The sequence below is a fragment of the Pseudoalteromonas sp. Of7M-16 genome (assembly GCF_022347805.1).
Classification (GTDB): domain Bacteria; phylum Pseudomonadota; class Gammaproteobacteria; order Enterobacterales; family Alteromonadaceae; genus Pseudoalteromonas; species Pseudoalteromonas luteoviolacea_F.
On the sequence record NZ_JAKRFY010000038.1, the window covers coordinates 23,793 to 49,790 of the forward strand.

Consider the following 25,998-nt stretch of genomic DNA (forward strand, 5'->3'; position numbering starts at 1 on the left):
AAAAATGTAAGGGTCAGTGAAAATATGCGAAAAACACTATTGTGTGCTAAAGCGATATTGAAATTGCTGACAGATCTGTTCAACTTGGCTTTGGGAAACTACGGCAGAGGAGCCACTGTGTTTTACTAAAGCGATTTCGATACTTGGTAGTGGTGGTAGTCGGGGATCTTTCAGTACAGGTAGGGCGTTTCGGCTCAAATTAGCCATAGCGGATATTGCGAGATCTTGTTTAACCAAGCCGCGTAGTGCACTGGCACTGCCTGAACAAGCGATAACACTAAAAGCTTGATTCTGTTTCATCAAGCCTTCAATTGCCGCTTGATGAAATCGACACTCTTTTTGAAAAACGGCAAGAGGAAGTGTTGATTGTTCTAAAAGGTTGGCTTGGTTTGCGCCAACCCAGACACCATGATCCTGACAAAGTAAATAGCCTTGCTCTGAATTGGCACTGCGTGTCACGATGGCGAGGTCGAGTAACCCTTGATCTAATTGACTTAATAATTGTGGGCTTGAAGCACATGTAACTTGCAGGTCTAGGTGTTCTACATTTTGGTGCAAAAGTTCAATGAGCTTAGGCAGGACAGACTCGGCATAATCATCGGGGCACCCTAGCTGGAGCAGTGTCTTGGGCGTTGCAGAAGCTAAGTTCGTCAATGCACTTTGCTGCAGTTGGACTATTTTTTTTGCGTAGCCCACCAAAGCCATGCCTTCACTGGTTAAATGCAGTTGTCGCCCTTCTTTAACAAACAGCTGCTGCCCTATGTCCTGTTGCAACTTCTTCATTTGCATGCTGATTGCAGATTGTGTTTTGTGCATTTGTGTGGCTGTGCGTGTAAAGCTGCCGGTTTCGACAAATGCCAGAAAACTCTTTAAAGCTTCTATATCCATGTATCAAATATATTGATGTATTGTATTTAAATTATCCGCTAGTTTTAGTTGAAATTGCAATCTAGCATTAACTGTCTTTTCAAAGAGTTTTAAATTTAAAGGAGTTACGATGCAGTTATTTATTGGTAATAAAAATTATTCTACATGGTCACTGAGAGCTTGGTTACTACTTGAAAAATTTGATGTGGACTATGAAGAAGTGAAGCTTGGCTTAGAAACTGAGCAATTTTACAATACCTTAGAAAATATCAGTCCAACATTAAAAGTGCCGACATTAGTTGATGGTAAAGTGACTGTATGGGAGTCCCTCGCTATTTTGGAATATATCAATGAAACTTACTTATCGGGGCAAGCCTTACCTAAAAATCGTGAACAAAGGGCACGTGCACGGGCATTGTGTGCTGAAATGCACAGCGGATTTACGGCACTAAAAAATGCAATGCCTATGAATATTAGAGCGAAGCGTCATGTTGAAGTCGATGCAAAAGTGTCAACAGACATTCAGAGAATTGAAGATATTTTTACCGAGCAAATGCAACATGGCCATCAAGGAGATTGGTTGTTTGGTCATTGGACAATAGTAGACGCCATGTATGCCCCGGTGTGTATGCGTTTTTATACGTATGGCGTCACACTTAACGAAACAGCTTCGAGGTATATTGACCATGTATTGGCTTGTCCTGTACTGGGCAAGTGGCGTGAGCAGGCGCTACTTGAACATGAAGTCGTCGAGTGTGATGAAGCTGGCACAGAACGAACAGAGTAAGTAATCACTCCATAATTTAGCCCAAATTTAGGGGTAGCATTGAGGGAGTTGTATTGATGGGAAAGAGTATGGAACTCGTCGCCGTAAATGATTTAAACCAAGCTGTGTACTATAACCTTGCACAAGCTTATGAAGCTGAGTTCTCTAAATTAACTGAAAAAGTGCCACGACAAGATGGCATGTTTGAGCTAGATACAGATATTGCACAGGAGCAAGTGTCTGCTTTTGTCTGCTATGTATCGGGCGTGCCTGCCGGGATTGCTGCTATTTATATGCACAGTGACAAAGATATGGAAATTGCTGAGTTTTATATTGTACCAGTATTTAGAAAAGCAAAGTTAGGGACTCAGTTTGCGCATGCACTATGGGCGATGTATCCAGGCAGTTGGACGATAAAGCAAATTGCTGGGGCGGGTTATGCCACAGAGTTTTGGCGCAGTGCTATTTTAAAGTTGCCGGGTTTAGATTTGATTGAAGATGAATATGTAGATCCATACTGGGGGAAGGTAACAAGACAGCGTTTTGAATGTTAGATTTGTTTTAGGTTGGTTTAGGGAAATGAGGGTGCCGACATAGATGAATGTGGCACCACACATTTTAGTGCTTAAACAACACCGCGAGGAAGACGACAGTCGTGGTCTTTCTCTGCAAGCTCTACAATCCAAGCTTCCTCAGCTTTAAAGCCTTCTTCGTTTGCTGTTACAACGTTAAAAGCTGCTGCTTTTGCCTTAACAGCAGGAGCTGCTTTTTTAGTTGCCGGCTTTTCTTCCGCTTTAGCGCCAGCAGAACCTGAAGTTAGCTCTTCGGTTAATGCCGCGACGTCAGCTAGGCGCATATTTTTGCCGCCATCAATGCTGTACCAGCCTGGTTTGATTGTGATTTCAGGCTTTTTGCCATTCACAGCTTCATAAGCAGCTTCAAATGCGCTTAGAACTTCAGTCTTATCAAGTTTACTCATCGTAGATCCCAGTCGTGTTGTACGTGGATACGCAGGTTAAGAATAAACGCCATTTATACCTATTTTTGAGCAATTTTTCAATTTTTTGCGTTTTTAAGCACAGATTCAAGTTTCATTAGGTCTAACTTTATGCAATTTACACCTTTTTACCGTCCATGTGCTTACAGGGCTTCACTATCTAGCGCTCTTCTAAGGGTTATCCACTTTTGGCCAATCCACTCGTGAGTATAGGTTGTAATGGCGTTTAATACGCTGCTAGAGGCAATAAATTTCAGATAAGTGGGCGTATTGTGATAGCTGAATACTTCCACTGGCGAAGGGTACGTATCAATTCCTTGTGCGGAAAAGAGGTCTTGTGCGCGATGCATGTGGCTGGCTGACGTAACGAGGATCACCTTGCTGTCTACTAAACGCGGCGCTAAAAGTTTGGCCTCTTGAGCAGTATCATACGCTTGTGGGTTTTGTCTAATGCGATGTGAACTGATCCCTATAGATAGGGCGGCTTGTGCCATCAACTCGCTACTTGTGACATTGCTTAGTCCTGCGCCGGAGACAATTAACTCGGCATTTGGATAAATGCGTGCCAGTCTGATGCCCTCAATAAGCCTTGCTATACCGGTACTCGAAAGTTGTTGGTTGGCTGTCAGTTTTGTATTGGGGTGCACGCCGCTGCCCAGAACGACAATTGCATCAATCTGCGAGTGTGCTTTTACAGAGAATGTTTTCTGAGTTTGCTCTTTGGGCGTAATTATGAAGTTTGCAAAAAAAGGGGTACTGATCATCCATAAGGTTAGAACGGTGCTTAAACAGGCTAGGTAGCTCTTTTTGTTTGCTTTAGAGGTAAGCAGTAATAAAAGAAAAATAATAATAAGAGACATCGGTAGCGGCATCAGCAGGCTACCGATAATTTTTTTTAGTTCAAACATAATTAGCTCTAACTTTCCCAGTTAGAGCTAGTTTAACCTGTCTGTCTATTATCGGCTAATAGATTGCTTACACGTATTCAAAAAGTGTCTGTAAACAGGGTTATCTTTCATGCTCTTTTTCATGGCCAAGTACATAGGGCGACTGAGGCCGAGTGCGCCAAGTGGAATGGACTTTATGAGTCCCTGACTTTCATATGGTGTTACTAGCCAATCCGGCAGAGCTGCTACACCCATACCTGCACTGACTAGTTGAAAGATCAGGAGGCCCTGATCGACCGACTTGAGTGTGCCATCAAAGCGTGCATTTTGAATAAAGTGCTTAAATATATCTTGTCGCTCTTTTGGGATCGGGTAAGAAATGATTGTTTCATCTTTGAGATCTAGTGCCGTGACATAGGCTTTTTTGGCAAGCTCATGATCTGGCGCAACAATCAACTTGAGCTTGAAATCGAAAACGTGTGCATACTCGAGCAGTTCAGGCTCTCTAATGTCTGACGTAAGTACAATATCTAATTCGTCATTTAGTAGCTCAGGGATCGCATCATAGCTGAACCCCTGCTCGTAATCTACGCGAATATCTGGCCAAAAATTATTGAACTCTTTGATTGTTGGTAGCAACCAATGAAAGCAGGCGTGACATTCTACACTCAGCTTTAGCTGGGATATTGGTTGATTCAAACTTTCTTTAAGTCGGCATTTAGTTGCTTCTACTTTAGGCAACACTTCACTGGCTAGCTCTAATAGCAACATACCTTGTGGGGTGAACCGCACGGGTTGGGTTTTACGTTCAAATAATTGACAATCTAATTTATTTTCTAGATCTTTAATTTGATGAGACAAAGCAGACTGAGTTAAAAATAACTCACGTGCAGTGTTCACCAGTGATCCAGTATCTTTCAGGGTAGCAATGGTTTTTAGGTGCTTAATGTCTATCATCATTAATAAATCTCATTCTAAACGTGAGTAAAACTCAGATTACATCCATATTACGCTGTACTAGCAGGTCATTCAACGTCTAGACGTCTACAATTCCACCAGCGATTGTTCAAAATTTCACTAAATCACTATAACACTATTTTTGACAGCGTTGTCATTATTTATTTAACTTTTTTTAAAAAAAATACAATTTAATTTTGCTCAAGTTGCATTTGAGAATCGATCAGTTGAGAAAAATCTACATTAGAATTAATTTTTAGACGTCTAAACATCTAAAGTGGAGTTGTTCGTCATGGTAACTATTCATAATTTAGGTTTTCCTCGCATCGGCAAAAAGCGCGAGCTCAAATTCGCACTAGAAAATTATTGGGCTGGTAAGATCTCCCGCACAGAGCTGGTTGAAAAAGGGCGCGCGATCCGCGCTGAGAATTGGGCTTTACAGGCAGAGCAGGGTGTTGAGTTATTACCTGTTGGAGACTTTGCTTGGTATGATCATGTATTGACGACTTCTATGTTGGTTGGCGCGATACCGGAACGTCATCACCAAGGCTGTGATGACGCCAATCTTGACACTTTATTTCGTGTTGCTCGAGGTCGCGCGCCCACAGGCTGCACATGCGCTGCAAGTGAGATGACCAAGTGGTTTAACACCAATTATCACTACATTGTACCCGAGTTGAGCATTAACCAAGCCTTTAAACTGGGCTGGCAGGAGTTGTTTGAGCAGGTTAATGAAGCTCAGCAACTTGGGTATAAAGTAAAGCCTGTACTAATAGGTCCTGTCACATATTTATATCTGGCTAAATGTGCAGGGGAAGAGTTTAACAAACTGACACTATTGGATAGTTTGTTGAATGTTTATCAACAAATATTGGCAAAGCTCGCAGAGCAAAACATCGAGTGGGTTCAAATCGATGAGCCCATTTTGGCACTTGAAATTGACGACAGTTATCGAGCTGCATTAAATACCAGCCTAAGTAAATTATCTGGCCAGGGCGTTAAAATATTACTTGCAAGCTATTTTGGCTCGGTGGCAAATTACTATCAGGACATTGCCTCCTACCCTGTTGAGGGCATCCATTTTGATTGTGTGACTGGTGAGTCAGATATTGAAAAACTCGACGTACTATTGCGTGATGAGCAAATATTGTCTTTGGGTGTTATCAACGGCAGAAACATCTGGCGTGCCGATCTTGAAGCGATATATCAGCAAGTTTCAACGGTAGCGAAAAAACGAGGAGATTGCCTATGGATAGCGCCATCATGTTCATTGCTTCACACGCCTGTCGATCTTGAACAGGAGGAAAAACTCGATTCTGAAATGAGATCTTGGCTCGCCTTTGCGAGACAAAAGGGTACCGAGTTATCTCTGCTCAAGAAGGCATTGTCAACCGATGACAGTACTGCGATTGCTGATTACTCAGCGCCTATCAATGCGAGAAAGAACTCGCCACGAGTAAATAGACTAGATGTTCAAGCAAGGGTAGCTACATTAGCTGAAACAGATGGTCAGCGTAATAATCCTTTTCCAATACGCAATCTAAAGCAGGCGAGTGTTTTACAGCTACCTTTATTACCGACGACAACCATAGGTTCATTTCCGCAGACACAGTCGATTAGAGCTGCGCGACGGGCTTTTAAAGCTGGGGAGCTTGAAGAAGCTACATATCACGCAAAAATGAAGGCGGAAATTCGTGATGCAGTGCTTGCACAAGAGGCGTTGGGTTTGGACGTATTGGTACACGGTGAAGCTGAGCGCAATGATATGGTTGAGTATTTTGGGGAATTGCTGGATGGGTTCGCGTGTACTCAATTAGGTTGGGTGCAAAGTTATGGCTCTCGTTGTGTAAAACCGCCAATTATTTGGGGAGATGTTACAAGGTCGCGACCTATGACTATTGAATGGACTGTGTTTGCACAGTCACTAACTAAAAAGAAGATAAAAGGCATGTTAACGGGGCCCATTACACTGCTATTTTGGTCCTTTATCCGTGAAGATGTCGATAAACATGTAATTGCAAATCAAATTGCCTTGACGCTTCGAGATGAAGTCGTTGACCTGCAAAATGCAGGCATCGAGATCATCCAAATTGACGAACCTGCATTTAGAGAAGGCATGCCGCTAAAAGCCTCACAGTGGTCATCTTATTTAGATTGGGCAGCATACACTTTTCGTGTGTCCGCTAGCGGGGTAAAGGATGAAACGCAAATACACACGCATATGTGTTATTCCGAATTTAATGGCATCATTGAAGCGATTGCTGATTTGGACGCTGATGTGATCACCATAGAGACCTCTCGCTCTAATATGGCATTGTTGGGGGCTTTTGAAAGCTTTGACTACCCAAATCAAATTGGCCCAGGCGTATATGATATCCACACACCAAATGTTCCAGATATTGGGTGGATAAAAGGTTTAATTCATAAAGCAGCAGAAAAAATCCCGGTTACTCGGCTTTGGGTAAACCCCGATTGCGGATTGAAAACACGAGGATGGGAAGAAACACGAGCCGCACTCGATAATATGGTGACGGCGACAAAAGAGTTACGAGCAGAACTATCTAGATCAGACTGAGCCCTAATAATTATTTGCGCTTTTTATTACTCATAGAAGTTTAAGTGTGCAAACCGAGATATGCCCTTGCGTGGGCATATCCGGTATTACTTAATGCGAGTGTTCAATTATTTTTGCTGATTGCGCTTGTAAAAAAGCCAGCGCTTTTTGACTTGGCATAGGCCGAGAGACTAAATATCCTTGCCCTAACTGGCACCCTTTACGTTTTAACCTTGCCCACTGTTTTGGCGTTTCTATTCCCTCAGCAACTACTTGTAGTCGCAAGGACTTTGCCAGCGATAAAATGGCATCGATAAGCGGGCTGTCTTTTGTTGACAGTTGCTCTACAAAACTTTTATCTATTTTCAAAACGTGAATGGGGAGTTGATGTAAATAGCCGAGCGCTGAATAGCCAGTGCCAAAGTCATCTAGGTATAGCCGCACACCTAGCGGAGTAATGCCATTAATGATCTTAGTGGCGAGGCTTAAGTTTTCAATGAGTCCCGATTCTGTAATTTCTAAACATAAACTACCGCTTGGCAATTTATACTCGTCGTACAGTGCATGGATATACTCAATAAATTCTAAACTTGCAAAGTGCCGAGATGAGACATTGACAGTCATTTTTATGTCTGACACGCCCTGTTGTCGCCAATTTGATAATTGCTTTGCCGCGAGGGTTAAAATATGCCGGTCTAACTCAATAATTTGTCCTGTACTTTCAGCAATGGGAATAAACTGATCTGGCGCGACTAATCCATTTTTTGGATGATGCCAGCGCACCAGTGCTTCAAAGCTAACTACCTTGGGTTGGTTTAAAGTAAATATCGGTTGGTAGAACAGTTCAAATTCGTCATTAATAATTCCATGCTGTAAATCATTTTCTATGTCTGCTTGATGTTTCAACTTGCTACGCATGGCATTGTTAAAATAACGGATCTGACTTCGCCCGGCAGATTTAGCTTCGTACATGGCTGCATCGGCTTGTTGTAATAGTGTGATGGCGTTATCCGAGTCGTGCTCGGTGAACGCGACACCAATACTGCTAGATGCCTGCAATACATGTGTATCTATGGTGAACGGGTTTGCAATTGCTTGTGTCAGTCTGTGCAGTGCTTTTGAGACTTGCTCTTCATCTTGGATATTTTCCATGAAGATAGCAAACTCGTCACCACCGAGCCTAGCAAATGTATCTGTTTTACGAATACATGTTTGCAGTGCTTTAACTATCGCGATTAAAAAGCGATCGCCTACATCGTGCCCCAAAGAGTCATTGATACTTTTAAATCGGTCGAGATCGAGGTAAATCAGACAGTGCAGGTTTGACTCGGTTTGGCGACCGAGAGATAAGATCGCATGCTTCATTCGCTCTATTAATAAGTAACGGTTGGCCAGCCCAGTTAAGTCGTCGTGTAAGGCCCTGTGTTCAAGCGCTTGTTTAGCCAATCGACGGTCAATGGCCATACTGATTTGCCGGCTTATATAGGTTAGGATGGTGTAGTGCTGGCGATTAAATGTTTCATGCTGCTCATAGCTTTGCAAAACAATCACGCCTTGATACTGATCATTGACTACAAAAGGCACCCCAAGCCAAGCCTGTGGAGAGCGGCCTATCATTTCAAAATGGCCCTGATCAATATGATGCTGAAATTGTTGATGGTCACACAGTAAAGCGGATTGTGTCCGGATCACATAATATGAAGCGGTATGCTTTAATTGTGACTTGGACACTTTTTGCTGCGCAAGGCACTTATTACCATCCTCAATTAAATACTCGATCTCGAGCATATCTTGTTTAGTATCGTAGATGCCGATAAAACAATTATTGGCAGGCAACACTGTATTGATTATTTTATAAAGCTCATCGTAAAACGTATCAAGCTCTTGAGAGTGGTATGTTATATTGGCGATCTTCAGGATACATTTTTCGATTAGCTGTGCTTCATTGAGCTGAGAAACCGTTGCAGTGAGGTGATCTACCGTACGAACTTGATATATTTTGGCACTTAACAAATGTGCGACGGTCGAGAGTATTTGTAAATGGCTTGAAGTAAAGTAGTTTTGCTCTGGGTGCTCGCAATCAATGACGCCAATTAACTGTTCTTTATATACCAATGGAACGCATAGCTCAGACAGTGCGGGCTGGGAATCTGCTATATACATCGGCTCTAGAGACAAATCACCAGATATAAAAGGTTTTTTAGTTCGTGCAACATGGCCAGTTATCCCGGCCGCGATAGGAATAGTTTGCTGTGCTACCTCATAGCGTTCACTGTGTTGTGCAACTCCCATACTGGCAACCACTTCTAAATACTGGCAATCTTGATCAGCTAAATAAATTACGCAATCGACAAAGCCGAGGCGTTTAACAACTTGCGAAGTAACGTAATCAAATAGCTCTTCTAAATGGGTAATTTGCAATAACGAGGATGAAAACTGATTGATAATGCTCAACTGTTCTGTTTTTGATTCTAGTTTTTTTTCTAACAGCATAGGCAATACTCGGTTGGACATTGATTGTACGTTATCTCACTTAACAATGTAATCTCAAATTATGTTGTAAAAAAGTAGAAATACCACTGTAAAAAAAAGCGCACAATCCGTACTTCAAACAGGTACTTTTTGGAAGAGAATGTGTTAAGCCTTTCAAGTGTTGATACCTTATATAGTATTACATCAAAATGAACATAGCCGGAATATAGCTGAGCCAGCACATTTCGTCGTCTACAAAATACCTTGAATTGCTTTACTAAAAGCCTTACAGCGCCTATGATCGGGCAAATTCAGCAGTGGAAATTAGCAATGACAAGTAATCAGACCCTTACCATTACTCGCCCAGATGATTGGCACGTACACTTAAGAGACGGTGAAGTTCTTAAAGATACTGTACGCGATATTAGTCGATATATGGGCCGCGCAATTATTATGCCTAACCTAGTACCTCCAGCGACTTGTACAGACACTGCGCTAGCATATCGAGATCGTATTATGGCAGCTGGACCGAAAGCGGGTTTTGAACCGTTAATGGTTTTATATTTAACAGACAAAACGACGCCTGAAGAAATCAAAAAAGCAAAAGCAAGCGGTCATATTTTTGCTGCTAAGTTGTACCCTGCTGGGGCAACGACTAACTCTGATTCAGGTGTAACCGATATCGAAAAAGTATATCCTGCACTAGAGGCAATGCAGGAAGTCGGCATGCTGTTATTGATCCACGGTGAAGTCACGGACTCCTCTATCGACATCTTTGACAGAGAAAAAGTGTTTATTGAGACTAAGTTGGCAAAAATTGTTGATGCATTTCCACAGTTAAAAATTGTACTTGAGCATATAACGACAAAAGATGCGGTAGAATTTGTTCGCTCTGCACCGGACAATGTGGCGGCGACTATTACTGCTCACCACCTTCTGTACAATCGCAATCATATGTTGGCAGGTGGGATAAGACCTCACTATTACTGTCTCCCTATATTGAAGCGCAATATCCACCAGCAGGCTTTAATTGATGCTGCGACCAGTGGAAGCAAAAAGTTTTTCTTAGGTACGGATTCAGCTCCGCACGCAAAAGATAAAAAAGAAGCTGCGTGTGGCTGTGCGGGAGCATATACCGCACATGCGGCAATAGAGTTATACGCTGAAGCTTTTGAAGAAGCGGGTGCACTGGATAAACTAGAAGGTTTTGCGAGCTTTTATGGCCCAGACTTTTATGGTTTGGAGCGCAATCAGGATACCATTACATTGGAGAAAAGTGCTTGGCAAGTGCCTGAGTCATACCCTCTTGGTGACACTAACGTTGTGCCAATTAAAGCCGGCGCTACAATTGATTGGCAAGTTGTAGAATAACCATTATTTCACACCATTTATTGAGTGTAATAAAAAGGCTGCATTTGCAGCCTTTTTCGAACCTAAACCAAATTGTCCGCTTATCAGAGTTAGCCGCTATAAATTGGCTGCGCCAAACACTAATAACCGGCATCTAGATAGCTCTCGATAATAAAGGTGAGTGACTATTTATTATCACTTTCATTTTGTCCAACATTCTTTATGGCCAAGCAATGCAAAGTGAACGTTTTAGTTATCCATGCATGCTATGTATCTGTATCCCTCGAAATTAGGCGTGTTCGCGCAGTAATTAGTATTATTCGACTATATTGATTTGAGTTCTTTGTAATACGATTATGACTCGATTCTGGTTCTCTTATTTTCATTTTTTAGTTGTGTCGCTTCACAAATGTGTAGTTAATTCTGATGGAGTTGCACTGGTTTTCAGCACTGTCGAAGCAAGCACAGTCTCGAATTGACTGATAAATCTATTAAAAAGAGGTCTGATAACTTAGATAGTTTAAAATTTAAAGAGAAAAGAATGTTGAAAATTTTATTAGAAAAATAGTGATTCCTTGTCAGGGTAAGATAAGCTAATTCTTTATTAAACATGGGCTTAATAAATTTTTGATACATTCAAAATGAAAAAAGTTAATGCAGGTTATGTTAATTGTTAAGGTGTACCTATTTTTAATAAAACCTAATTTGATTAAAATAATGTCTATTAATTTGAAATTATATAAATATAATATACTCTCAGTATTAGAGCTTTTTAATACTTCAATGAAAATTGTAATCAACACTTTGTGAGAGAAATCTAATGCGTGAAATAAAATCTTTTATTAAAAATGCTAGCTTCAGTGAGCTAACTAAAGCACATGAACTACTTCAAGATGCAATTGCTCAACAACAAGAGCAGGCACAAGCTAAAGAAGAAGTACTAGCTTTGCTAAAAGAAAAGGGATTAACGCTAGATGACTTAGTTGGTTCTGGTGCTATGGACAAGCGCAGCAAAGTCAGTCCAAAATATCGAATTGAAATCGACGGTAAAGTCCATGAGTGGACCGGGCGCGGTAAAACACCAAAAGCGTTCGCAAACGTAAATTTAGATGATTATAAGATATAAGTATAAAATATTTTTTAATCACTTTCTAAATTGAAAGGAACTATTCGTTTGAGCAGGTGAAGCACTAAATTGCTTCACCTGTTTTTATTTTCAATACAAAACCACTGCGTACCTGCTTTAGTTTATTTATCTTGATAGAAGCCTTCTTCTCTTTATTTTAAAACTATTTCTTTTTTACTTTTGAATTAATTACCTATAATAATTACAGATATATAAATGTACCTCTTATGGGTTTTGTTGGGCAGCTGTATTGTCGTACTTTATGGATGGCAATACCTTGACATAGCTCCTCGTGAAGATTCAGTGGTATACTTTTCTTTTGCGTAGATTGATTACTTGAGGTGCATTATTTATACGCTAAGGCCCTACCAAAAAGAAGCCGTGGAAAACACCATCGCGCACTTTAGAAAAAGCAACTATCCTGCAGTTATAGTATTACCCACAGGGGCAGGAAAAAGTCTGGTTATTGCTGAGCTAGCGAGGGTTGCAAAGCGGAAAATATTAGTACTGACACATGTCAAAGAATTGGTAGAGCAAAACGCTCAAAAATATGAGAGTTATGGATTAAAGGCGAGCATATTTTCTGCTGGTTTAAATAAAAAAGAACTCGATCAGCAGGTCACTTTTGCTTCTGTTCAATCATTGGCTCGTAATCTAGAGCAACTAAATACATTTTATTCATTAGTGATTATCGATGAGTGCCATCGTGTCAGTGGTGACGAAGACAGCCAATATATGCAAGTGATAAACAGGTTGAAAGAGTTTAATTCGCAGCTAAAGCTACTGGGCTTGACAGCAACGCCCTATCGTCTAGGGCTTGGATGGATATATCACGAGCATTACCATGGCTTTATAAGAGGCGAAAAAGAAAGTCCATTTTCAAAGTGCATTTATGAATTGCCATTGCGCTATATGATCAATAATCAGTATTTGACACCACCTAAGAAAGTCGATCCTGCGATTGAAAATTACGATTTTTCAGCTTTAAAGCCAGATAGTTTTGGTAAGTTTAGTGAAAGCGATATGAATAACTTGCTAAGCAACCATACTCGCGCCACTAAAAGTATTATTGAACATGTCTTAACGGAATCAAAGTCACGGCAGGGGGTGATGATATTTGCCGCAACTGTGCTACATGCAAAAGAAATTGTCAGTTATCTGCCGAGTGCAGAGACTGAACTTGTTATCGGTGATACTGAAAACAAACAGCGTGATAATATTATTGCTCGATTTAAAAATAAGCAGATAAAATTTTTAGTTAATGTGTCCGTATTAACCACTGGGTTTGATGCGCCACATGTGGATTTTATCGCGATCCTTAGACCAACTGAATCCGTAAGTTTATATCAACAAATTGTGGGTAGGGGTCTTCGTTTGGATAAGAATAAACGAGATTGCCTTGTAATTGATTACGCAGGTAATGACTTTGATCTTTTTCACCCTGAAGTCGGCAGTGTTAAACCCAATCCAGACAGCGAGCCAGTTCAAGTCCTGTGTCCAGGTTGTGGGTTTGCCAATACATTTTGGGGCAAACTTGATGAACAAGGTAAAGTCATTGAACATTTTGGCCGCCGTTGCAAAGGTATTTTAGAAAATGAAGCCGACGCTGAGTCGGTGCAATGTGATTATCGCTTTAGATTTAAAGAATGTGATCACTGTGGTGCTGAAAATGATATCGCTGCGCGCCAATGCCTCAATTGTGGCGAAGTTATGGCTGATCCAGACGATAAGTTGCGTGACGCATTAAACCTGAAAAATGCGTTAGTCATTCGATGTTGTGGTATGACAGCGGAAGTGATCAAGTCTGAGGTCCTTAAAGTCACGTATTTTGATGAAGATGGGGCTGAAGCAAGTGAAGTGTATGACTTTAATGTCAAAGGCAGTAAGTTTTACTTTCATAAGAACTTTGCTAAGCGCGTTAAATCAGGCAGTGCGGTAGGTAAGTGGAGTAGTGCAAATGAGGTTGAAATAACAACCTTGACGGCCCCTGATTTTGTCATTGCAAAGCAACATAAAAAGTATGGCTGGCAAATAGTCGAAAAGATTTTTGACTATAAGGGCAGTTTTAGAGTCGCAGATAAAAGTTAGTATAATAGCAAGCCGCAGCATGGATGGATCTGCGGCTTTATCAGGGCGTTACTCTTGGGCCATTAAACCCCAACCATCCCCGTATCCCTCGTGGCTATTTGCGATGGACTCAAGGTATTGCTCAGTTTGATCGAGCAACTCATGCATTGGGACCATAGTCACGGTAGTTAAAACTTCCCAAACACCAGTATCTGGACATTTCCCTAACTTAGTTTGCGGTGCTAAATCGTCTTTACTGATGGCTTCAATAAAGCGTTCTGCATTATCCTTTTGCTCAAATAATATGTAGAAATCAATTTTTTGCATTTGCGTAAGATCGACGCCTGCAGCCGCGATCTCAGATAACAGCTGACCATTGTCATCGTTTGGAAATTGCATATCATCACTCAATTAGTAAAATTATGCATATTGTCCGTTATCCTAGCTGAAATAAAAAGCATCGCAGTAAAATATTTGTCGAGAATATGCGGTTGCTTGTGATAGCTTTACCCGTATGTAGCGCTTACGAAGAATCAAAGCGTTGATAATTTTGCTAAAAGGGTTTGTGTGCCACGTCTAATATATTTTCTGATCACTCTGTGTGTGTGTATTCAACCTGTTTTTGCCAACGAGCAAAAGCGAATTTCTGAGATCAAAGTGCACTCGACTAGTGAACTTGCTGAAGAAAATACGAATCTGTATTTAAAAAAGTACCAAAATACTATTTTCTCACACCGTCAGGAACAGGCAATTTCGGCCGATATACAGTTGGCGTTGCAGGCTGTGGGTTATTATAACTTTGAAAGCGAACTTACTTATTCTAGCCAAGCTCAGGTTCTAAATATCAACTTGTCATTAGCACCTGCATTTCACTGGCAATCTATCGAAGTGCAAATTAAGGGCGAAGGTAGCAGAGATCTTGAATTAAGTTTGTTGCTCGACTCCTTACCGATTAAAAAAGGCGAGCAGATCCGTCATGACTTATACAGTGCTGCGAAAAATCAAATTGAGAGTGCACTTTTAGAGCGAGGTTATTTTGATTTTGTTTGGTCGCAAAGTGCACTGGAGATTAATCGCGCTCTAAAGCAGGGAACAGCAAAGCTTATTGTGGACTCCGGGGTACGTTATCAATTTGGTGAAATGAAGCTATCTGGTACGTCAAAAGCTGCACATTTTATTACTAAATTGGCTCCCTTTAGGCCGCATACAAAATATGATGCAAAGCTATTAAGCGATTTTAGTCTCGCGTTGAATGAAACTCCCTACTTTGCCAGCGTTAAAGTGTACCCTTTACTTAAATTGCGTACTGCGGGCCGCGTACCGATCCGGGTGGATGTGACAGATAAGCCTGCCAACAGCTTCGAAGTAGGAGGCGGTTATAGCACGGATCTTGGCGCAAAGTTTCGTGGTAAGTGGAATAAGCCATGGGTGAATGATTTTGGTCACTCCTTCAATACTGATTTGAATGTATCGCAGCGCAAACAAGATGTCAGCGCAACCTATACCATCCCGGTGGAAGACCCTAACACTGATGTACTGCGTGTGCTAGGAGGTTATCAGTTGCAAGATGACTTAACTGACGGGGTTAAGCTAACGGCATGGAATGTACAATTGCAAAGACAGTGGGTTTTGCAAAGTCACTGGGTAAGAACGGCTTTTATCAAGCGAGAGCATGAAAGAAGTGAGCAAACTGGACTCATACTTGATACCGAGATGCTATTGCCAGGTGTGAGCTATGCCAAAAAACAGAGCCAAGGGGGGATGACACCGTATTGGGGGAGCGAGCAGCTATTTACTATTGAAGTTGCTCATGAAAGCCTGATCTCCTCAACATCGTTAACCAAAGTGCACTGGAAACAAGCCTGGCTCAGAAGTTTTCAGGAGCGGCATTTAGTGATACTAAAGGCTGAACTGGGCGCCGTTATTGCAAAAGACTTCGATAAAACTCCGCTCAACTTACGTTTTTTTGCTGGGGGCGATCAAAGTATTCGTGGATTTGCATATCAATCGATTTCACCCAAAGGTGAGCAGGGGGAATTGCTGGGGGCCAAATATTTAGTTACCGCCAGTTCTGAGTATAACTATCAGTTTTTACCCAATTGGCGGGCGGCTGTGTTCGTTGATATGGGTACTGCAACCAATGATTTTGAAGAAAAGTGGGCTGTGGGGGCTGGATTTGGCGTGCGCTATCTTACTCCGATCGGGCCTGTGCGTGTTGATCATGCTTGGGGGGTGAGCAAACCAAGCCGCAGTACGCGTTTAAGCATTGTTATAGGGCCAGAAATATGATGAAACAGCGTATTTTACCTCTGTTGAAAAGCAAGTGGCTTATGCTGCTACTTGCTGGAATGGTGATGCTCACAGTGCTATTTAAGACACATACAGGTAATCGAATATTGCTCTTGGCAGCAAATTATTGGGTGTCGGGTCTCAAAATTGAGCTACTTTCTGGGCGATTATTTTCAGGTGGTTTGATTCAATTAGAATTTACAACGCAAGGCGCAGCTGTTACTGCTAAAAACATGCATTTGAATCTTAATTGGTTTGATTGCGCAACCCTATGTCTAAGCGCAAGTAGTGGCGAGCTAAATGTGCGTTTAACAAATTCATCAGAGGTGAAAAGTACTTCATCTGAATTACCTACGAGTGCTTCTGAGGCAAGTGATGAATATATTAAACTTCCATTTTCAATTGGTATTGAGAGCCTTACGGTCAAATCAATGACGCTCAATACAGGTCTGCAACGGGTATCAGCAAAAAACTTAGCATTTGCCGCCCGAGCTAGCGACGCTCATATTCAGGTGGCCTATCTCAGCGCACAAAGATTGATAGTTGACAGCCAAACTGTGGCAGAAAAAAGAGCTTTTGTGTTGCCCGATAAAATTGCGCCTTTGCAGCTTCCTTCGATTTTCATTCCTCTAGATGTTGAAATACAAAGAGTGCATTTAGAGGAGGTGACATACCAGACACCGAGCGATGCACCAACAGTACTGAGTGATATTCGTGCTGGTATCAGTGTTAAGCAACAAATAGCAGAGGTCAGTCAGCTTCAGCTTACCTATAAAGATGCATCTGCTCATATGGACTTACATTATGATATGTCGACCAGCGTTGTAAAAGGCGCTTTGAGCTATGGCAATACGCACTCGATTGCCGTGTTGCTTGTTGATGGAGACATGGACAATATAGCTTTAAGAGGTCGTGTCTCGGGAAAAGCCAGCGGCCGTATATCCTTGCAAGTTTCACCTACAGTGGTTAATTGGCCTTTTAACCTCCATGCGCGTCTGTCAAGTTTAGACATTGCTCAAGTGGGTAGAGTGAATCACCTCAACTTATCAGGCAGTGGTAACTTAGATAACTATCAAGCCAATGTTAACGCGGTATTTGATAGTTCAGCGCATTATGATGTTGGTGAAGATGTCTTGTTAGATATGTCGCTGACAGGGCGCTTGTCCATGGTTGATTTTAACAAAAGTCGTATCACAGTCGGTGATGCATTTTCAGAATTGTCAGCTCAGGCTTCATGGCACAATGGACTGAAAGCACAATTACAGGGTCAGTTACATGCGCTTCCATTACCACATTTGGGGATTGAGGAAGCGGCAACGCTATCCGGAGAGTATGAGCTACGGTTTTTATCTGCGCATGAACAGTGGTCAGTGAATATTCCCAAACTAGAGCTGATGGGTATGGTAGCCGATACACCTTTGGAAATTTCACTCAGTGGAGAAGTGAATGACGAGTATATAGGCAAGCTAGAGCAAGCTCGGATCACATATGGCCGTAGCACAGTGGAGGCTACTGGTGAAATTGGTAACAGTGCAGACTTGCACTTCAATGCAAATATTAACCACAGCGCGAATCGTGTTATACCTTTGGATGCGTTGATGGATGCACAGCTATACGTAAAAGGCAGCGTTACAAAGCCGCAATTAAAACTCAATGCGCAGCTCTCCAAAATTGACTTCGAAGATAAAATATCAATCAATCAAGGCACGTTGTCAGCAGAGCTAGATACAGCAAAAGACTATCAAGGGCAGGTCAGGCTTGATATTTCTGATATCAATGCAGCACAGCTCAATCACGGAAAATTACAATTTGTTTTAGATGGAAGCCGCCAGTCCCATGCTGCTCACTTGTCATTGCACAGCGCACAGTATGCGTTGATGACAAGCCTACATGGGCTGTTTGATAAAAATATCTGGCGCGGACAGATCTCAAAAGGTGCATTTGCTATTGACGATTTAAAAGGCAAGCTTGCAGCACCAGTCGATCTGCAAGTAGGCCAAGATAGATTCAGTTTGGCAAACACTTGTTGGTTGATCAATGGTGGTAGGGCATGTGCCTCGGCTATGTTGGCGGAACAGCAGGGCGAGATGAGTATTAATTTGGAGCATATTCCATTAAACAGCGTAAATAAATGGATAAAAAATGGCGTATCTGTTCAAGGCAAGCTGAATGGCACAAGTAAGCTCTCCATTAAACATGGAAATGTTGCAGCACTCGATACCAAGCTATGGGTTAAGGGCGCACAGGTGGCGATTGATTTGCCGGCAGAGGTTGAAGTCACCGATGAGTTACCTATTAATGTGCTGAATGTGGAAGAGTTTGAAGTGTCATTAGCCTCAAGCGAGAAAAATATTGAGGCTCAGTGGCATGTAGAGTTTGAGAAATTGGGATTGATTAAAGGTGGGTTGTCTTTTGCAAACATGCAAATAAGTCAGCAAGCAACTGGGTATATCCATATAAATGAGATCAAACTACGTCAATTTACCCCTTACGCACGTGCCTATTCATGGCCTGATATAAGTTTAGACGGATCATTAAACGGCACGATCAACTTTTCAGGAGAGCTGAGCAACCCATCACTTTATGGCCAATTACATGCTGAAAACCTGAGTATCGAGTCGAGTTATCTACCGATGCAAGTAACCGAATTGACGTTATCTACAGAGTTTGATGAGCGCCAGTTATCTCTGCAAGGGGGCTTTAAAACACCGCAAGATGGAGTAGCACAATTGTCTGGACATGTAGATTGGCAATCTGAATTGGCGCTAAATGCAAAAATTCAAGGAACAAATCTGCACGTCACACCTATGTCAGGTGTAAAAGTGGCTGTATCTCCTGATCTAACAGTAGATTATGCTGACAAATTAATTGATATTGGCGGAGAAGTGTCAATACCATTTGCTCGATTCACATTAGATGCTCTGCCAGACGAGGCCGTTGTGGTAAGTGGCGATCAGATCATTGTCGATGACACTGAGTCAGAAAAGGATCAAGCGCTTGTGGATTATCGTGCTGATATTGATATCAAATTACTGGATGATGTTCGAGTTGTTGCTCTTGGGTTAGATGCGTATTTGACCGGAGCACTAGATATTGAGCGTCATGTTGGCAATGCCCCTTTGGCTGGTGGAGAAGTATCCCTGCTAGAAGGGAAGTATACGGCGTTTGGACAAGACTTATTAATTGAAACTGGGCAACTTGGGTTTAATGGGCCTTTGGACAAGCCTTATCTGAACATTCGTGCGATTCGCAATCCCGAGACCACAGCTGACGATGTTATCGCAGGTGTATCTGTTACAGGGAGCATTGCATCTCCGCAATTAACTATTTTTGCAGAGCCAGCAAAGGATCAGGCTGAAGCATTGGAGTATTTGTTAAATGGCGAACGGCTGGGGGCTGGGGAAAGTTCGAATAATACGTTGTTAGCTCAATTTCTGCTTGCGAAAAGCATTGATAAAAGTAAAAGATTATTTACAAAAGCTGGAAAAAAGTTAGGATTAAGAGATATAAATTTAGCGGCAAAGGGAAGTGGTGATGATACACAAGTTGAACTTTCAGGTTACATTACACCGAGCGTACAAGTCAGCTATCGAGTTGGTGTATTTGCCTCATTGAGTGAAATAGCAGTACGTTATCGAGTATTTTCAAAGCTTTACTTAGAAGCGACGAGTGGTCTCTACGATAGTATTGATCTGTTGTACAAGTTTGATTGGGGTGATTAATGCGCTATTTGAGCTGTTTGCTCGTTGCCTTGTTTTGTTGTTCGACCCTTGCTAAAGAAGCAAAATATGTAAGAGTCACAGATGGGGCCCATCCTTACGTAATTGAGTTGATCGAGCTTGCACTGTCATATCAAAGCACACCATATAAATTACAGTATATAAAAAATATACCAACCCAGAGCCGTGCGATCCGCCTACTGGGCAAAGACAATGGCATCGATATTTTTTGGTCTGTAACCAGCTTTGAGCGAGAAAACATTGCGCGTGCGATCAGGGTGCCAATTGTAAAAGGGTTACTTGGTTACCGCATTTTACTGATTGACCAGTCTCAACAGCACCGCTTTTCAAATTTGAGCCATATCTCTCAGTTACAGTCTTTTCATTATGGGCTGAGGCATGATTGGCCAGATCACGATATTTTTGTTGACAACAAGCTGTCTGTTAACGCCTTTCACGCTTTACCCGGCGCTTTAAATATGCTGACCTCAAAGCGTTTTGATGCTATTCCCATCAGTATTTTGGAGCTGCCTGACATTTTAAAAACCTATAATGCTTTTGCAGAGCAGCAGTTGCTACTTTACTATCCATCAGCGGTTTATTTTTTCGTAGATAAACAAGATAGTGCGCTGTATACAGTGCTCCAAGAAGGTTTAAATAAGGCACTCAAAGATGGCAGTTTTGAACAATTGTTCTCTCGCCATTTTGCCAAGCTTGTCGAAGAGCTTTCACTTGAACAGCGCACATTGATTGAGCTGAGAAACCGCAGTCTCCCGCCCAGTGCGCCGCTTAATAATTCCCAGTTATGGTATAAAAAACAAAATGATAAAAGCTAAATCCACGTTGCTATGTGCAGTGGCTTTACTGAGCGGTTGCATGCAGCAACCAGACAAGCCCAATAAAGCTGTGCGTGCACCTTTTGATATTGTGAATACAGCCCCGAGTAGTGCATGGCGTAGCGTTAACAATGACAATGTAATTCGAATAGAACTTGAAACAGGTCATGTTTACGTTGAACTCAATGCCAAATTGGCCCCAAATCATACCAATAATATAAAGCTTTTGGCACGTGAAGGGTTTTATGAGGGCTTGAGTGTATATCGATTTGTTGAAGGTTTTGTTGCGCAAGGTGGAGACCAAACTGATACTAAGATCCCCAAAAAAGGACAGAAACGGCTCGCAGCTGAGTTATCTTACAAAACAAACAGTGCTTTGAATATTATGGCGTTAGATGGTTCTGATGGTTATGCGATACGCACCGGCTTTTTGGATGGTTTTGCGGTTGGGCAAAATCGAGATGGTACAAAAACTTGGATGACTCATTGCGCTGGTACTTTTGCTATGGCGAGGGGGAATGAGATTAATAGTGGTGGCACTGAGTTCTATATCACACTGGCACCACAGCGTTACTTAGACCGCAATATTACCGTCTTTGGCCGTGTGCTGGAGGGAATGCAACATGTGCAGAAGTTGCAAAGGGAACCTGAAAATGGACGTCCATTTAATCCCATCAAAGGAGTTGAAGTCTTAAGCGACATAGCCTCACAAGACAACAGTGTGTTTGAGTTTTTCGATACTAGTTCGACGCATTTTGAGGAGCTGGTAGCGGCAAGAACCAACCGACCAGAGCCGTGGTTTAAATTTACGCCCAATTTTGTGGATGTGTGTTCTATCACTGTACCAACAAGAAGAAAAGGTTAAAGAAAGTGCCGTCGCAACGGCACTTTGAAGCGAGTAATTACTGTCTGTTTACACGAATATTAAAGCGGGTTGCGTCTTGCTCACTTGAGCGGTAAGGGTTTATATCTAGCCCTCCGCGACGAGTGTAACGGGCATAGACTTCCAACTTTGTCGGTTTGAGAGCGCGTTGAATATCACAGTAAATACGTTCAACACACTGTTCATGAAATTCATTGTGGTCGCGAAATGAAATCAAGTATTTCAGAAGTGACTCTTTGCAGATCTGTTGGCCTTGGTAGCGGATCACGATACTGGCCCAATCTGGCTGGGAGGTGATCAAGCAGTTAGATTTCAAAAGATGACTATACAAGGTTTCAGAAACTTCGCTTTGCTCGCTATGTGCCAATATTCCCTCTTCAGGGCTGTAGGCATCAACTTCAATATCTAATTCGTCAATGCATTCCCCAGGCAACTGCGTAAATGGTAAGCAATTGTACTCATCCGGGCCGTAAAGTGTCACAGTGACATCACAATTTGCTGCTTTGGAGAGATCCGTGGTTAAGTATTTATGTACTTCTTCCTCAGAGGTAAATCGAGTTTGATTAAAGCTATTTAAATATAACTTAAATGACTTTGATTCAATAATATGCGAACTTTGACATGGAAAGACAAAGGTTGCGACTGCAACTTGTGGTTTTCCTTTACTATTTAACCAAGAAAGCTCATAGCCAGTCCAGGTATCCTCACCCTTAAAGGGCAATGCTTGCTCATCGACGGCAATTTGGTCACGATTGAGCTTTCGCGCAATAGGGTGTAGCAAGGTGGCATCATACTGAGATGCATATTCGGTAGTTTTACCAAGCACTGATGCTTTGAGTTCAGGTGCGTTGTTGTAATCTGTCATGTTTCACCAATAGTGGTTACAATGGCCGGAATTATAGCGAATTAAAATGAGAATGGCAGTATGGCATCTTTAACGACCATGATGGAAACGTTACATCAGCAATATGCGACGGCAACGAAACAACAACTCGGGCACCTGCCTCAAATCCCACACGATCCAGACTATCCTAGCGCATGTGAGGTTGGTGAAGCGGATACTTCAGGCAACATCCAGTGGCAAGCGGTTACTCGTCAACCTATGAATGGGTTGGAAGATCTTGCTAAAGCATTAGAAGTAGAGTTTCCAGCTGCATTGCATGCCTATTATGGCGCTGTATTTGCGGGTAATATCCGCGCCCAATTTGATGGCAATGATATTGAATTATTGCAAGTTTGGAATGAAGAAGACTTTGTAAATTTACAACAGAATATTACTGGCCATGTTTTAATGAAACGAAGATTGAAGCAAGATGACACCGTATTTATTGGTTTGACAGACAGAGATGATTTACTGATCTCGGTGAAACTCAATAGCGGTGAGGTATGTTTAGAGTATGTTGGTAAGCCAACACATCATGTGCTGGCTGAGAACATCGAATCGTTTCTAGCAGCCCTAAGCTTTAATTACTGAAAATCCCATGAAATATTCGAAACTAAGTGACACTTATCGCATTTAAAATCGAATAGTCCAAACCATGGTTCACTCAGTGCCCAGTCGCCATCGCAACTTGGGCACTTTCTTTGCCTCTCCGTTTCAAGGCTTTCACCACCAACGCGGTATAAATAATAGTAAACGGGCTTTTTGGTGAGGTAGCGAATACGTTTTGAGAGATCTAAGCCTCTGCGAGATAAATCACTGGATAAACTGGTTATCTCTTCCAAAGCGGCAAATTCACAACGTGTGGCTCCATTGATTTGAATCTGATCACAAGCCTGCCAATCTTCTTGCCATTTTATCAGAGCTTTATAGTCGCCATTTGCAATTGCTGGGATGTTGTATAGCGGTACAGGTTGAAAGTCGTCACCACAATACAGTGGACTACAAGTATGGACATAGGTTGTATAAAGGATATAGCTAGATGGTGCTTGGCACAGATCTGCGCCATTAGCGTGAATATCTTGACCAATCACTTTAACCTTTGGGGCCAGTAGACCCGCTTGTTGCAGCTGCTCAATTGCATGTTTGACGAAGGGACTGTGATGCAAAGGGTGTAATGAGTCTTCGAGTGGGCACATGACTCGAGTAATGAAAAAACCATCTTTGAGTACCGTCGGAAATTCATCACCTATGATCTGACCATTAAAACGCAATGCATTGACAAGCTGGTTTATGGCCTGCTCCGCCTTTTCAAGGGTCGTGTCTTGGTAACAGTCAAATGTTAAATCTACAACAAACATATTACTTCTTCTCTTCCAGTAGTGCTAAGAGTCTGTCCAGTTTAGCCTCTATTCTGTCTAATTGGCTTTTTGGCTCTGAAGGCTCAGGTGCACTAATTGATGCAGATTGAGTTATTGCATCTGGGTTATTTTTGTATGCTGCTAATGCGGCGATAATGACTGGCATAGGCAGTGGCTCTGTCAATTTAGCTTTGACGGTGGCCACTGTCGGAGTTTTACCTTCGGCAAGTAATGTACTGATGGCTTGTTGAGCTGCTGGGTGCATAAGAAAAGACCAAAAAATAAAGCTTAGTTTATCATTTTTATCTTATTTGCCCAAAGAGAGATCTAAGCTTTGAGGTACCTTAGACGCTTATCTCAACAAAGTATCTAACGTATCAATAATTTCACTCCAGTCTGCGTCTTCTCTTAACGACTCTTCAATAAAGTGTTTTTGTCCCTGATTCCAAAATGGCGCATCGACCAACAGTGTTTGGCTAGGTAGCTTATTGTTGTCGATAAACTGCGATATTTTCTCATCACTATTTTCCAAGCCTAGTTGGGAAAATAGTGATTTTAGTGAGTGGTAGCTGTTATCCATATGTTCTCCATTGAACAAGAAATACTCTACAACTATAGTAAATTTACGGCTGTTTTATACATCAGGTTTAATTCAGTACAGCCAAGCCGATTATATACGACTCTCTTTTTTAGAATAAATAATATACAAGGGAATATTATGTCTAATACAGAAGAACAGGTGCACGCCCCCACTGTTGGTGCGAAGTTTATTGAGCCAGAAGATATCCATGTTGCTGCTAGCCTACTATTTCAAGCTTACAGACAAGATCCATTGCTTATGCAAATTTTAAATGAGCCAAACCAAAGTAAGTATGATGCGAAGCTTAGGGCGCTCATACGCCAGGAGTTGTCACGTTTTAGCAAGTCGGGTCAACCGATATTAGGTATCTACATTGAACATAATTTAGTGGCGGTAGCGTGTGCATTTGCATCTCATTGTGAAATAGAGAAAAGCTTTGGTTGGCATTGGAGGTTAACCTTAATGATGGGAGCTGGTGTGCTGCAAGCCAAACAAATCATGGAAAAAGAGCGCGCAATAAAAGCACATTTAGGCGAAATGGGGGAATACTATTTCCTATCTTTTATTGCTGTAGATCCACATTACCAAGGACAGGGTTACGGTCATTATCTGCTTAGTGCACTGGATACCTTAGTTCGTGAAAATGACTTTATGTCTGGCATGGCAGTGTTTGTCACACAGGGTAATCAAGTCAACTTCTTTGAAGAGCATGGCTACCATTTAGTGAAAGAAGTTGTCTTTCGATCGGTTTCTGGCGAGTTACTGTTTAAAGCTCGAACAGACGTTTTGGAAAAACCACTGTAAGACTTTTCCTACAAGCTTGTGCGTATTAGTGGGAAGTATCGCGTGTCAGCATCTTAAAATTAACCTTAAATTATTGTTTTAATTTGCTTTTACTCAATGTTTCAATAGTTTTTAAGTTATTTAATTGAGAATATATCCTATTTATTAGCGCTAAGTTGCGTAGACTTGTTGGTGTTGAAGGACGAAAGGATGCAAAGCAAAGATTGCTACCAGGAAGGTATCGGAAAAGTTATACACGGGAAGTTCGGAGCGCTTAAGGAACTAAGTGAAGAGGAGCCAAGAGGCTAGGATACAGCACAGGATGTGCAGACATAGGAAATGTCAAAAGGGATAGGAGCACCGACGGATTAGGTGAAGAGGAGCCAAGGTGGCAAAGGATACAGCACAGGATGTGCAGACATAGGAAATGTCGAAAAGGATAGGAGCACCGACGGATTAGGTGAAGAGGAGCCAAGATGGCAAAGGATACAGCACAGGATGTGCAGACATAGGAAATGTCAAAAAGGATAGGAGCGCCGACGGATTAGGTGAAGAGGAGCCAAGGTGGCAAAGGATACAGCACAGGATGTGCAGACATAGGAAATGTCAAAAGGGATAGGAGCG

Annotated in this window: 22 protein-coding genes; 12 read left to right on the forward strand and 10 right to left on the reverse strand. The window is 41.9% G+C overall.

The genetic code is table 11. The features are described from left to right. Positions 1-36 precede the first annotated feature (36 nt). Positions 37-888 carry a LysR family transcriptional regulator gene (locus tag MHN81_RS26150; protein ID WP_239427163.1) on the reverse strand — a complete coding sequence of 284 codons (852 nt, stop codon included), beginning with the start codon at positions 886-888 and terminating at the stop codon, positions 37-39. 109 nt (positions 889-997) lie between these two features. On the opposite strand from MHN81_RS26150, the gene MHN81_RS26155 reads away from it, so the two are divergent. Next, positions 998-1,654, forward strand: coding sequence for a glutathione S-transferase family protein (locus MHN81_RS26155; RefSeq protein WP_023400914.1), 657 nt, complete (start codon positions 998-1,000; stop codon positions 1,652-1,654). Between the two features lie 56 nt (positions 1,655-1,710). Then, positions 1,711-2,187, forward strand: a complete 477-nt coding sequence (locus tag MHN81_RS26160) for a hypothetical protein (protein WP_239427164.1) — start codon at positions 1,711-1,713, stop codon at positions 2,185-2,187. A gap of 71 nt (positions 2,188-2,258) precedes the next feature. On the opposite strand, the gene MHN81_RS26165 is transcribed toward MHN81_RS26160, so the two are convergent. The 3 genes from MHN81_RS26165 to MHN81_RS26175 all read right to left on the reverse strand — a co-directional run bounded on the left by MHN81_RS26165 (position 2,259) and on the right by MHN81_RS26175 (position 4,474). Continuing rightward, positions 2,259-2,612: a hypothetical protein gene (locus MHN81_RS26165; protein ID WP_239427165.1), complete on the reverse strand. Its 354-nt coding sequence runs from the start codon at positions 2,610-2,612 to the stop codon at positions 2,259-2,261. 161 nt (positions 2,613-2,773) lie between these two features. Next, on the reverse strand, positions 2,774-3,538 hold the full coding sequence (locus MHN81_RS26170; RefSeq protein ID WP_023400911.1) for a YdcF family protein: 765 nt from the start codon (positions 3,536-3,538) through the stop codon (positions 2,774-2,776). Between the two features lie 48 nt (positions 3,539-3,586). Continuing rightward, positions 3,587-4,474 carry a LysR substrate-binding domain-containing protein gene (locus tag MHN81_RS26175; protein ID WP_036976941.1) on the reverse strand — a complete coding sequence of 296 codons (888 nt, stop codon included), beginning with the start codon at positions 4,472-4,474 and terminating at the stop codon, positions 3,587-3,589. 292 nt (positions 4,475-4,766) lie between these two features. Between MHN81_RS26175 and metE the strand changes: the two genes are divergently transcribed. Beyond that, positions 4,767-7,049, forward strand: a complete 2,283-nt coding sequence (gene metE / locus MHN81_RS26180) for a 5-methyltetrahydropteroyltriglutamate--homocysteine S-methyltransferase (RefSeq protein ID WP_239427166.1) — start codon at positions 4,767-4,769, stop codon at positions 7,047-7,049. Positions 7,050-7,139: 90 nt separating this feature from the next. Here metE and MHN81_RS26185 read toward each other — a convergent pair whose 3' ends face one another. Next, positions 7,140-9,521, reverse strand: coding sequence for an EAL domain-containing protein (locus MHN81_RS26185; protein WP_239427172.1), 2,382 nt, complete (start codon positions 9,519-9,521; stop codon positions 7,140-7,142). Positions 9,522-9,830: 309 nt separating this feature from the next. Between MHN81_RS26185 and pyrC the strand changes: the two genes are divergently transcribed. The 3 genes from pyrC (at position 9,831) to MHN81_RS26200 (ending at position 14,064) form a co-directional block, all read left to right on the forward strand. Beyond that, entirely contained in the window at positions 9,831-10,871 is a 1,041-nt protein-coding gene (gene pyrC, locus MHN81_RS26190) for a dihydroorotase (RefSeq protein WP_239427167.1), read from the forward strand. A 799-nt stretch (positions 10,872-11,670) separates the two neighbouring features. Continuing rightward, positions 11,671-11,976 (forward strand): H-NS histone family protein, encoded by a 306-nt coding sequence (locus tag MHN81_RS26195; protein WP_023400905.1) that lies wholly within the window; start codon positions 11,671-11,673, stop codon positions 11,974-11,976. A gap of 345 nt (positions 11,977-12,321) precedes the next feature. Further along, positions 12,322-14,064 (forward strand): DEAD/DEAH box helicase, encoded by a 1,743-nt coding sequence (locus MHN81_RS26200; RefSeq protein WP_036976940.1) that lies wholly within the window; start codon positions 12,322-12,324, stop codon positions 14,062-14,064. A gap of 48 nt (positions 14,065-14,112) precedes the next feature. Here the strand turns inward: MHN81_RS26200 and MHN81_RS26205 are convergent, their stop codons facing one another. After that, positions 14,113-14,442, reverse strand: coding sequence for a ribonuclease E inhibitor RraB (locus MHN81_RS26205; RefSeq protein ID WP_023400903.1), 330 nt, complete (start codon positions 14,440-14,442; stop codon positions 14,113-14,115). Between the two features lie 168 nt (positions 14,443-14,610). On the opposite strand from MHN81_RS26205, the gene MHN81_RS26210 reads away from it, so the two are divergent. Genes MHN81_RS26210 through MHN81_RS26225 form a run of 4 tightly spaced genes read left to right on the forward strand, consistent with a single transcriptional unit; the run spans position 14,611 to position 21,752 of the window. Beyond that, positions 14,611-16,332, forward strand: coding sequence for an autotransporter assembly complex family protein (locus tag MHN81_RS26210; RefSeq protein ID WP_023400902.1), 1,722 nt, complete (start codon positions 14,611-14,613; stop codon positions 16,330-16,332). Beyond that, a complete protein-coding gene (locus MHN81_RS26215; protein ID WP_239427168.1) occupies positions 16,329-20,054 on the forward strand; it encodes a translocation/assembly module TamB domain-containing protein in 3,726 nt (1,241 codons plus the stop codon). The genes MHN81_RS26210 and MHN81_RS26215 overlap by 4 nt, the downstream gene beginning before the upstream one ends. Further along, positions 20,054-20,887 (forward strand): transporter substrate-binding domain-containing protein, encoded by an 834-nt coding sequence (locus tag MHN81_RS26220; protein ID WP_023400900.1) that lies wholly within the window; start codon positions 20,054-20,056, stop codon positions 20,885-20,887. The genes MHN81_RS26215 and MHN81_RS26220 overlap by 1 nt, the downstream gene beginning before the upstream one ends. 40 nt (positions 20,888-20,927) lie before the next feature. Further along, a complete protein-coding gene (locus MHN81_RS26225; RefSeq protein ID WP_023400899.1) occupies positions 20,928-21,752 on the forward strand; it encodes a peptidylprolyl isomerase in 825 nt (274 codons plus the stop codon). 37 nt (positions 21,753-21,789) lie between these two features. On the opposite strand, the gene queF is transcribed toward MHN81_RS26225, so the two are convergent. Beyond that, a complete protein-coding gene (gene queF, locus MHN81_RS26230) occupies positions 21,790-22,635 on the reverse strand; it encodes an NADPH-dependent 7-cyano-7-deazaguanine reductase QueF (RefSeq protein WP_239427169.1) in 846 nt (281 codons plus the stop codon). Positions 22,636-22,695: 60 nt separating this feature from the next. Between queF and syd the strand changes: the two genes are divergently transcribed. After that, the gene (syd, locus tag MHN81_RS26235; protein ID WP_023400897.1) at positions 22,696-23,244 is read left to right on the forward strand and encodes a SecY-interacting protein; all 549 of its coding nucleotides are present in this window, start codon (positions 22,696-22,698) and stop codon (positions 23,242-23,244) included. On the opposite strand, the gene MHN81_RS26240 is transcribed toward syd, so the two are convergent. From MHN81_RS26240 to MHN81_RS26250, 3 genes are all read right to left on the reverse strand, one after another. Beyond that, the gene (locus MHN81_RS26240; RefSeq protein ID WP_239427170.1) at positions 23,238-24,011 is read right to left on the reverse strand and encodes a Zn-ribbon-containing protein; all 774 of its coding nucleotides are present in this window, start codon (positions 24,009-24,011) and stop codon (positions 23,238-23,240) included. The genes syd and MHN81_RS26240 overlap by 7 nt on opposite strands. A 1-nt stretch (position 24,012) precedes the next feature. After that, a complete protein-coding gene (locus tag MHN81_RS26245) occupies positions 24,013-24,276 on the reverse strand; it encodes a hypothetical protein (protein ID WP_023400895.1) in 264 nt (87 codons plus the stop codon). Between the two features lie 87 nt (positions 24,277-24,363). Further along, entirely contained in the window at positions 24,364-24,591 is a 228-nt protein-coding gene (locus MHN81_RS26250; protein ID WP_023400894.1) for a DUF2789 domain-containing protein, read from the reverse strand. A gap of 138 nt (positions 24,592-24,729) precedes the next feature. Between MHN81_RS26250 and MHN81_RS26255 the strand changes: the two genes are divergently transcribed. Beyond that, on the forward strand, positions 24,730-25,395 hold the full coding sequence (locus MHN81_RS26255) for a GNAT family N-acetyltransferase (RefSeq protein ID WP_239427171.1): 666 nt from the start codon (positions 24,730-24,732) through the stop codon (positions 25,393-25,395). The last annotated feature ends 603 nt before the right edge of the window (positions 25,396-25,998 follow it).

What these genes read in the sequence shown, in the direction of transcription:
- MHN81_RS26225 (WP_023400899.1), top strand. Translation starts at nt 20,928, where the DNA reads ATGCAGCAACCAGACAAGCCCAATAAAGCTGTGCGTGCACCTTTTGAT.
- MHN81_RS26205 (WP_023400903.1), bottom strand. Translation starts at nt 14,442, where the DNA reads ATGCAATTTCCAAACGATGACAATGGTCAGCTGTTATCTGAGATCGCG.
- syd (WP_023400897.1), top strand. Translation starts at nt 22,696, where the DNA reads ATGGCATCTTTAACGACCATGATGGAAACGTTACATCAGCAATATGCG.
- MHN81_RS26175 (WP_036976941.1), bottom strand. Translation starts at nt 4,474, where the DNA reads ATGATAGACATTAAGCACCTAAAAACCATTGCTACCCTGAAAGATACT.
- MHN81_RS26170 (WP_023400911.1), bottom strand. Translation starts at nt 3,538, where the DNA reads ATGTTTGAACTAAAAAAAATTATCGGTAGCCTGCTGATGCCGCTACCG.
- MHN81_RS26240 (WP_239427170.1), bottom strand. Translation starts at nt 24,011, where the DNA reads ATGTTTGTTGTAGATTTAACATTTGACTGTTACCAAGACACGACCCTT.
- MHN81_RS26245 (WP_023400895.1), bottom strand. Translation starts at nt 24,276, where the DNA reads ATGCACCCAGCAGCTCAACAAGCCATCAGTACATTACTTGCCGAAGGT.
- MHN81_RS26155 (WP_023400914.1), top strand. Translation starts at nt 998, where the DNA reads ATGCAGTTATTTATTGGTAATAAAAATTATTCTACATGGTCACTGAGA.
- MHN81_RS26250 (WP_023400894.1), bottom strand. Translation starts at nt 24,591, where the DNA reads ATGGATAACAGCTACCACTCACTAAAATCACTATTTTCCCAACTAGGC.
- MHN81_RS26215 (WP_239427168.1), top strand. Translation starts at nt 16,329, where the DNA reads ATGATGAAACAGCGTATTTTACCTCTGTTGAAAAGCAAGTGGCTTATG.
- MHN81_RS26185 (WP_239427172.1), bottom strand. Translation starts at nt 9,521, where the DNA reads ATGCTGTTAGAAAAAAAACTAGAATCAAAAACAGAACAGTTGAGCATT.
- queF (WP_239427169.1), bottom strand. Translation starts at nt 22,635, where the DNA reads ATGACAGATTACAACAACGCACCTGAACTCAAAGCATCAGTGCTTGGT.
- MHN81_RS26165 (WP_239427165.1), bottom strand. Translation starts at nt 2,612, where the DNA reads ATGAGTAAACTTGATAAGACTGAAGTTCTAAGCGCATTTGAAGCTGCT.
- MHN81_RS26160 (WP_239427164.1), top strand. Translation starts at nt 1,711, where the DNA reads ATGGGAAAGAGTATGGAACTCGTCGCCGTAAATGATTTAAACCAAGCT.
- MHN81_RS26150 (WP_239427163.1), bottom strand. Translation starts at nt 888, where the DNA reads ATGGATATAGAAGCTTTAAAGAGTTTTCTGGCATTTGTCGAAACCGGC.
- pyrC (WP_239427167.1), top strand. Translation starts at nt 9,831, where the DNA reads ATGACAAGTAATCAGACCCTTACCATTACTCGCCCAGATGATTGGCAC.
- MHN81_RS26255 (WP_239427171.1), top strand. Translation starts at nt 24,730, where the DNA reads ATGTCTAATACAGAAGAACAGGTGCACGCCCCCACTGTTGGTGCGAAG.
- MHN81_RS26195 (WP_023400905.1), top strand. Translation starts at nt 11,671, where the DNA reads ATGCGTGAAATAAAATCTTTTATTAAAAATGCTAGCTTCAGTGAGCTA.
- MHN81_RS26220 (WP_023400900.1), top strand. Translation starts at nt 20,054, where the DNA reads ATGCGCTATTTGAGCTGTTTGCTCGTTGCCTTGTTTTGTTGTTCGACC.
- metE (WP_239427166.1), top strand. Translation starts at nt 4,767, where the DNA reads ATGGTAACTATTCATAATTTAGGTTTTCCTCGCATCGGCAAAAAGCGC.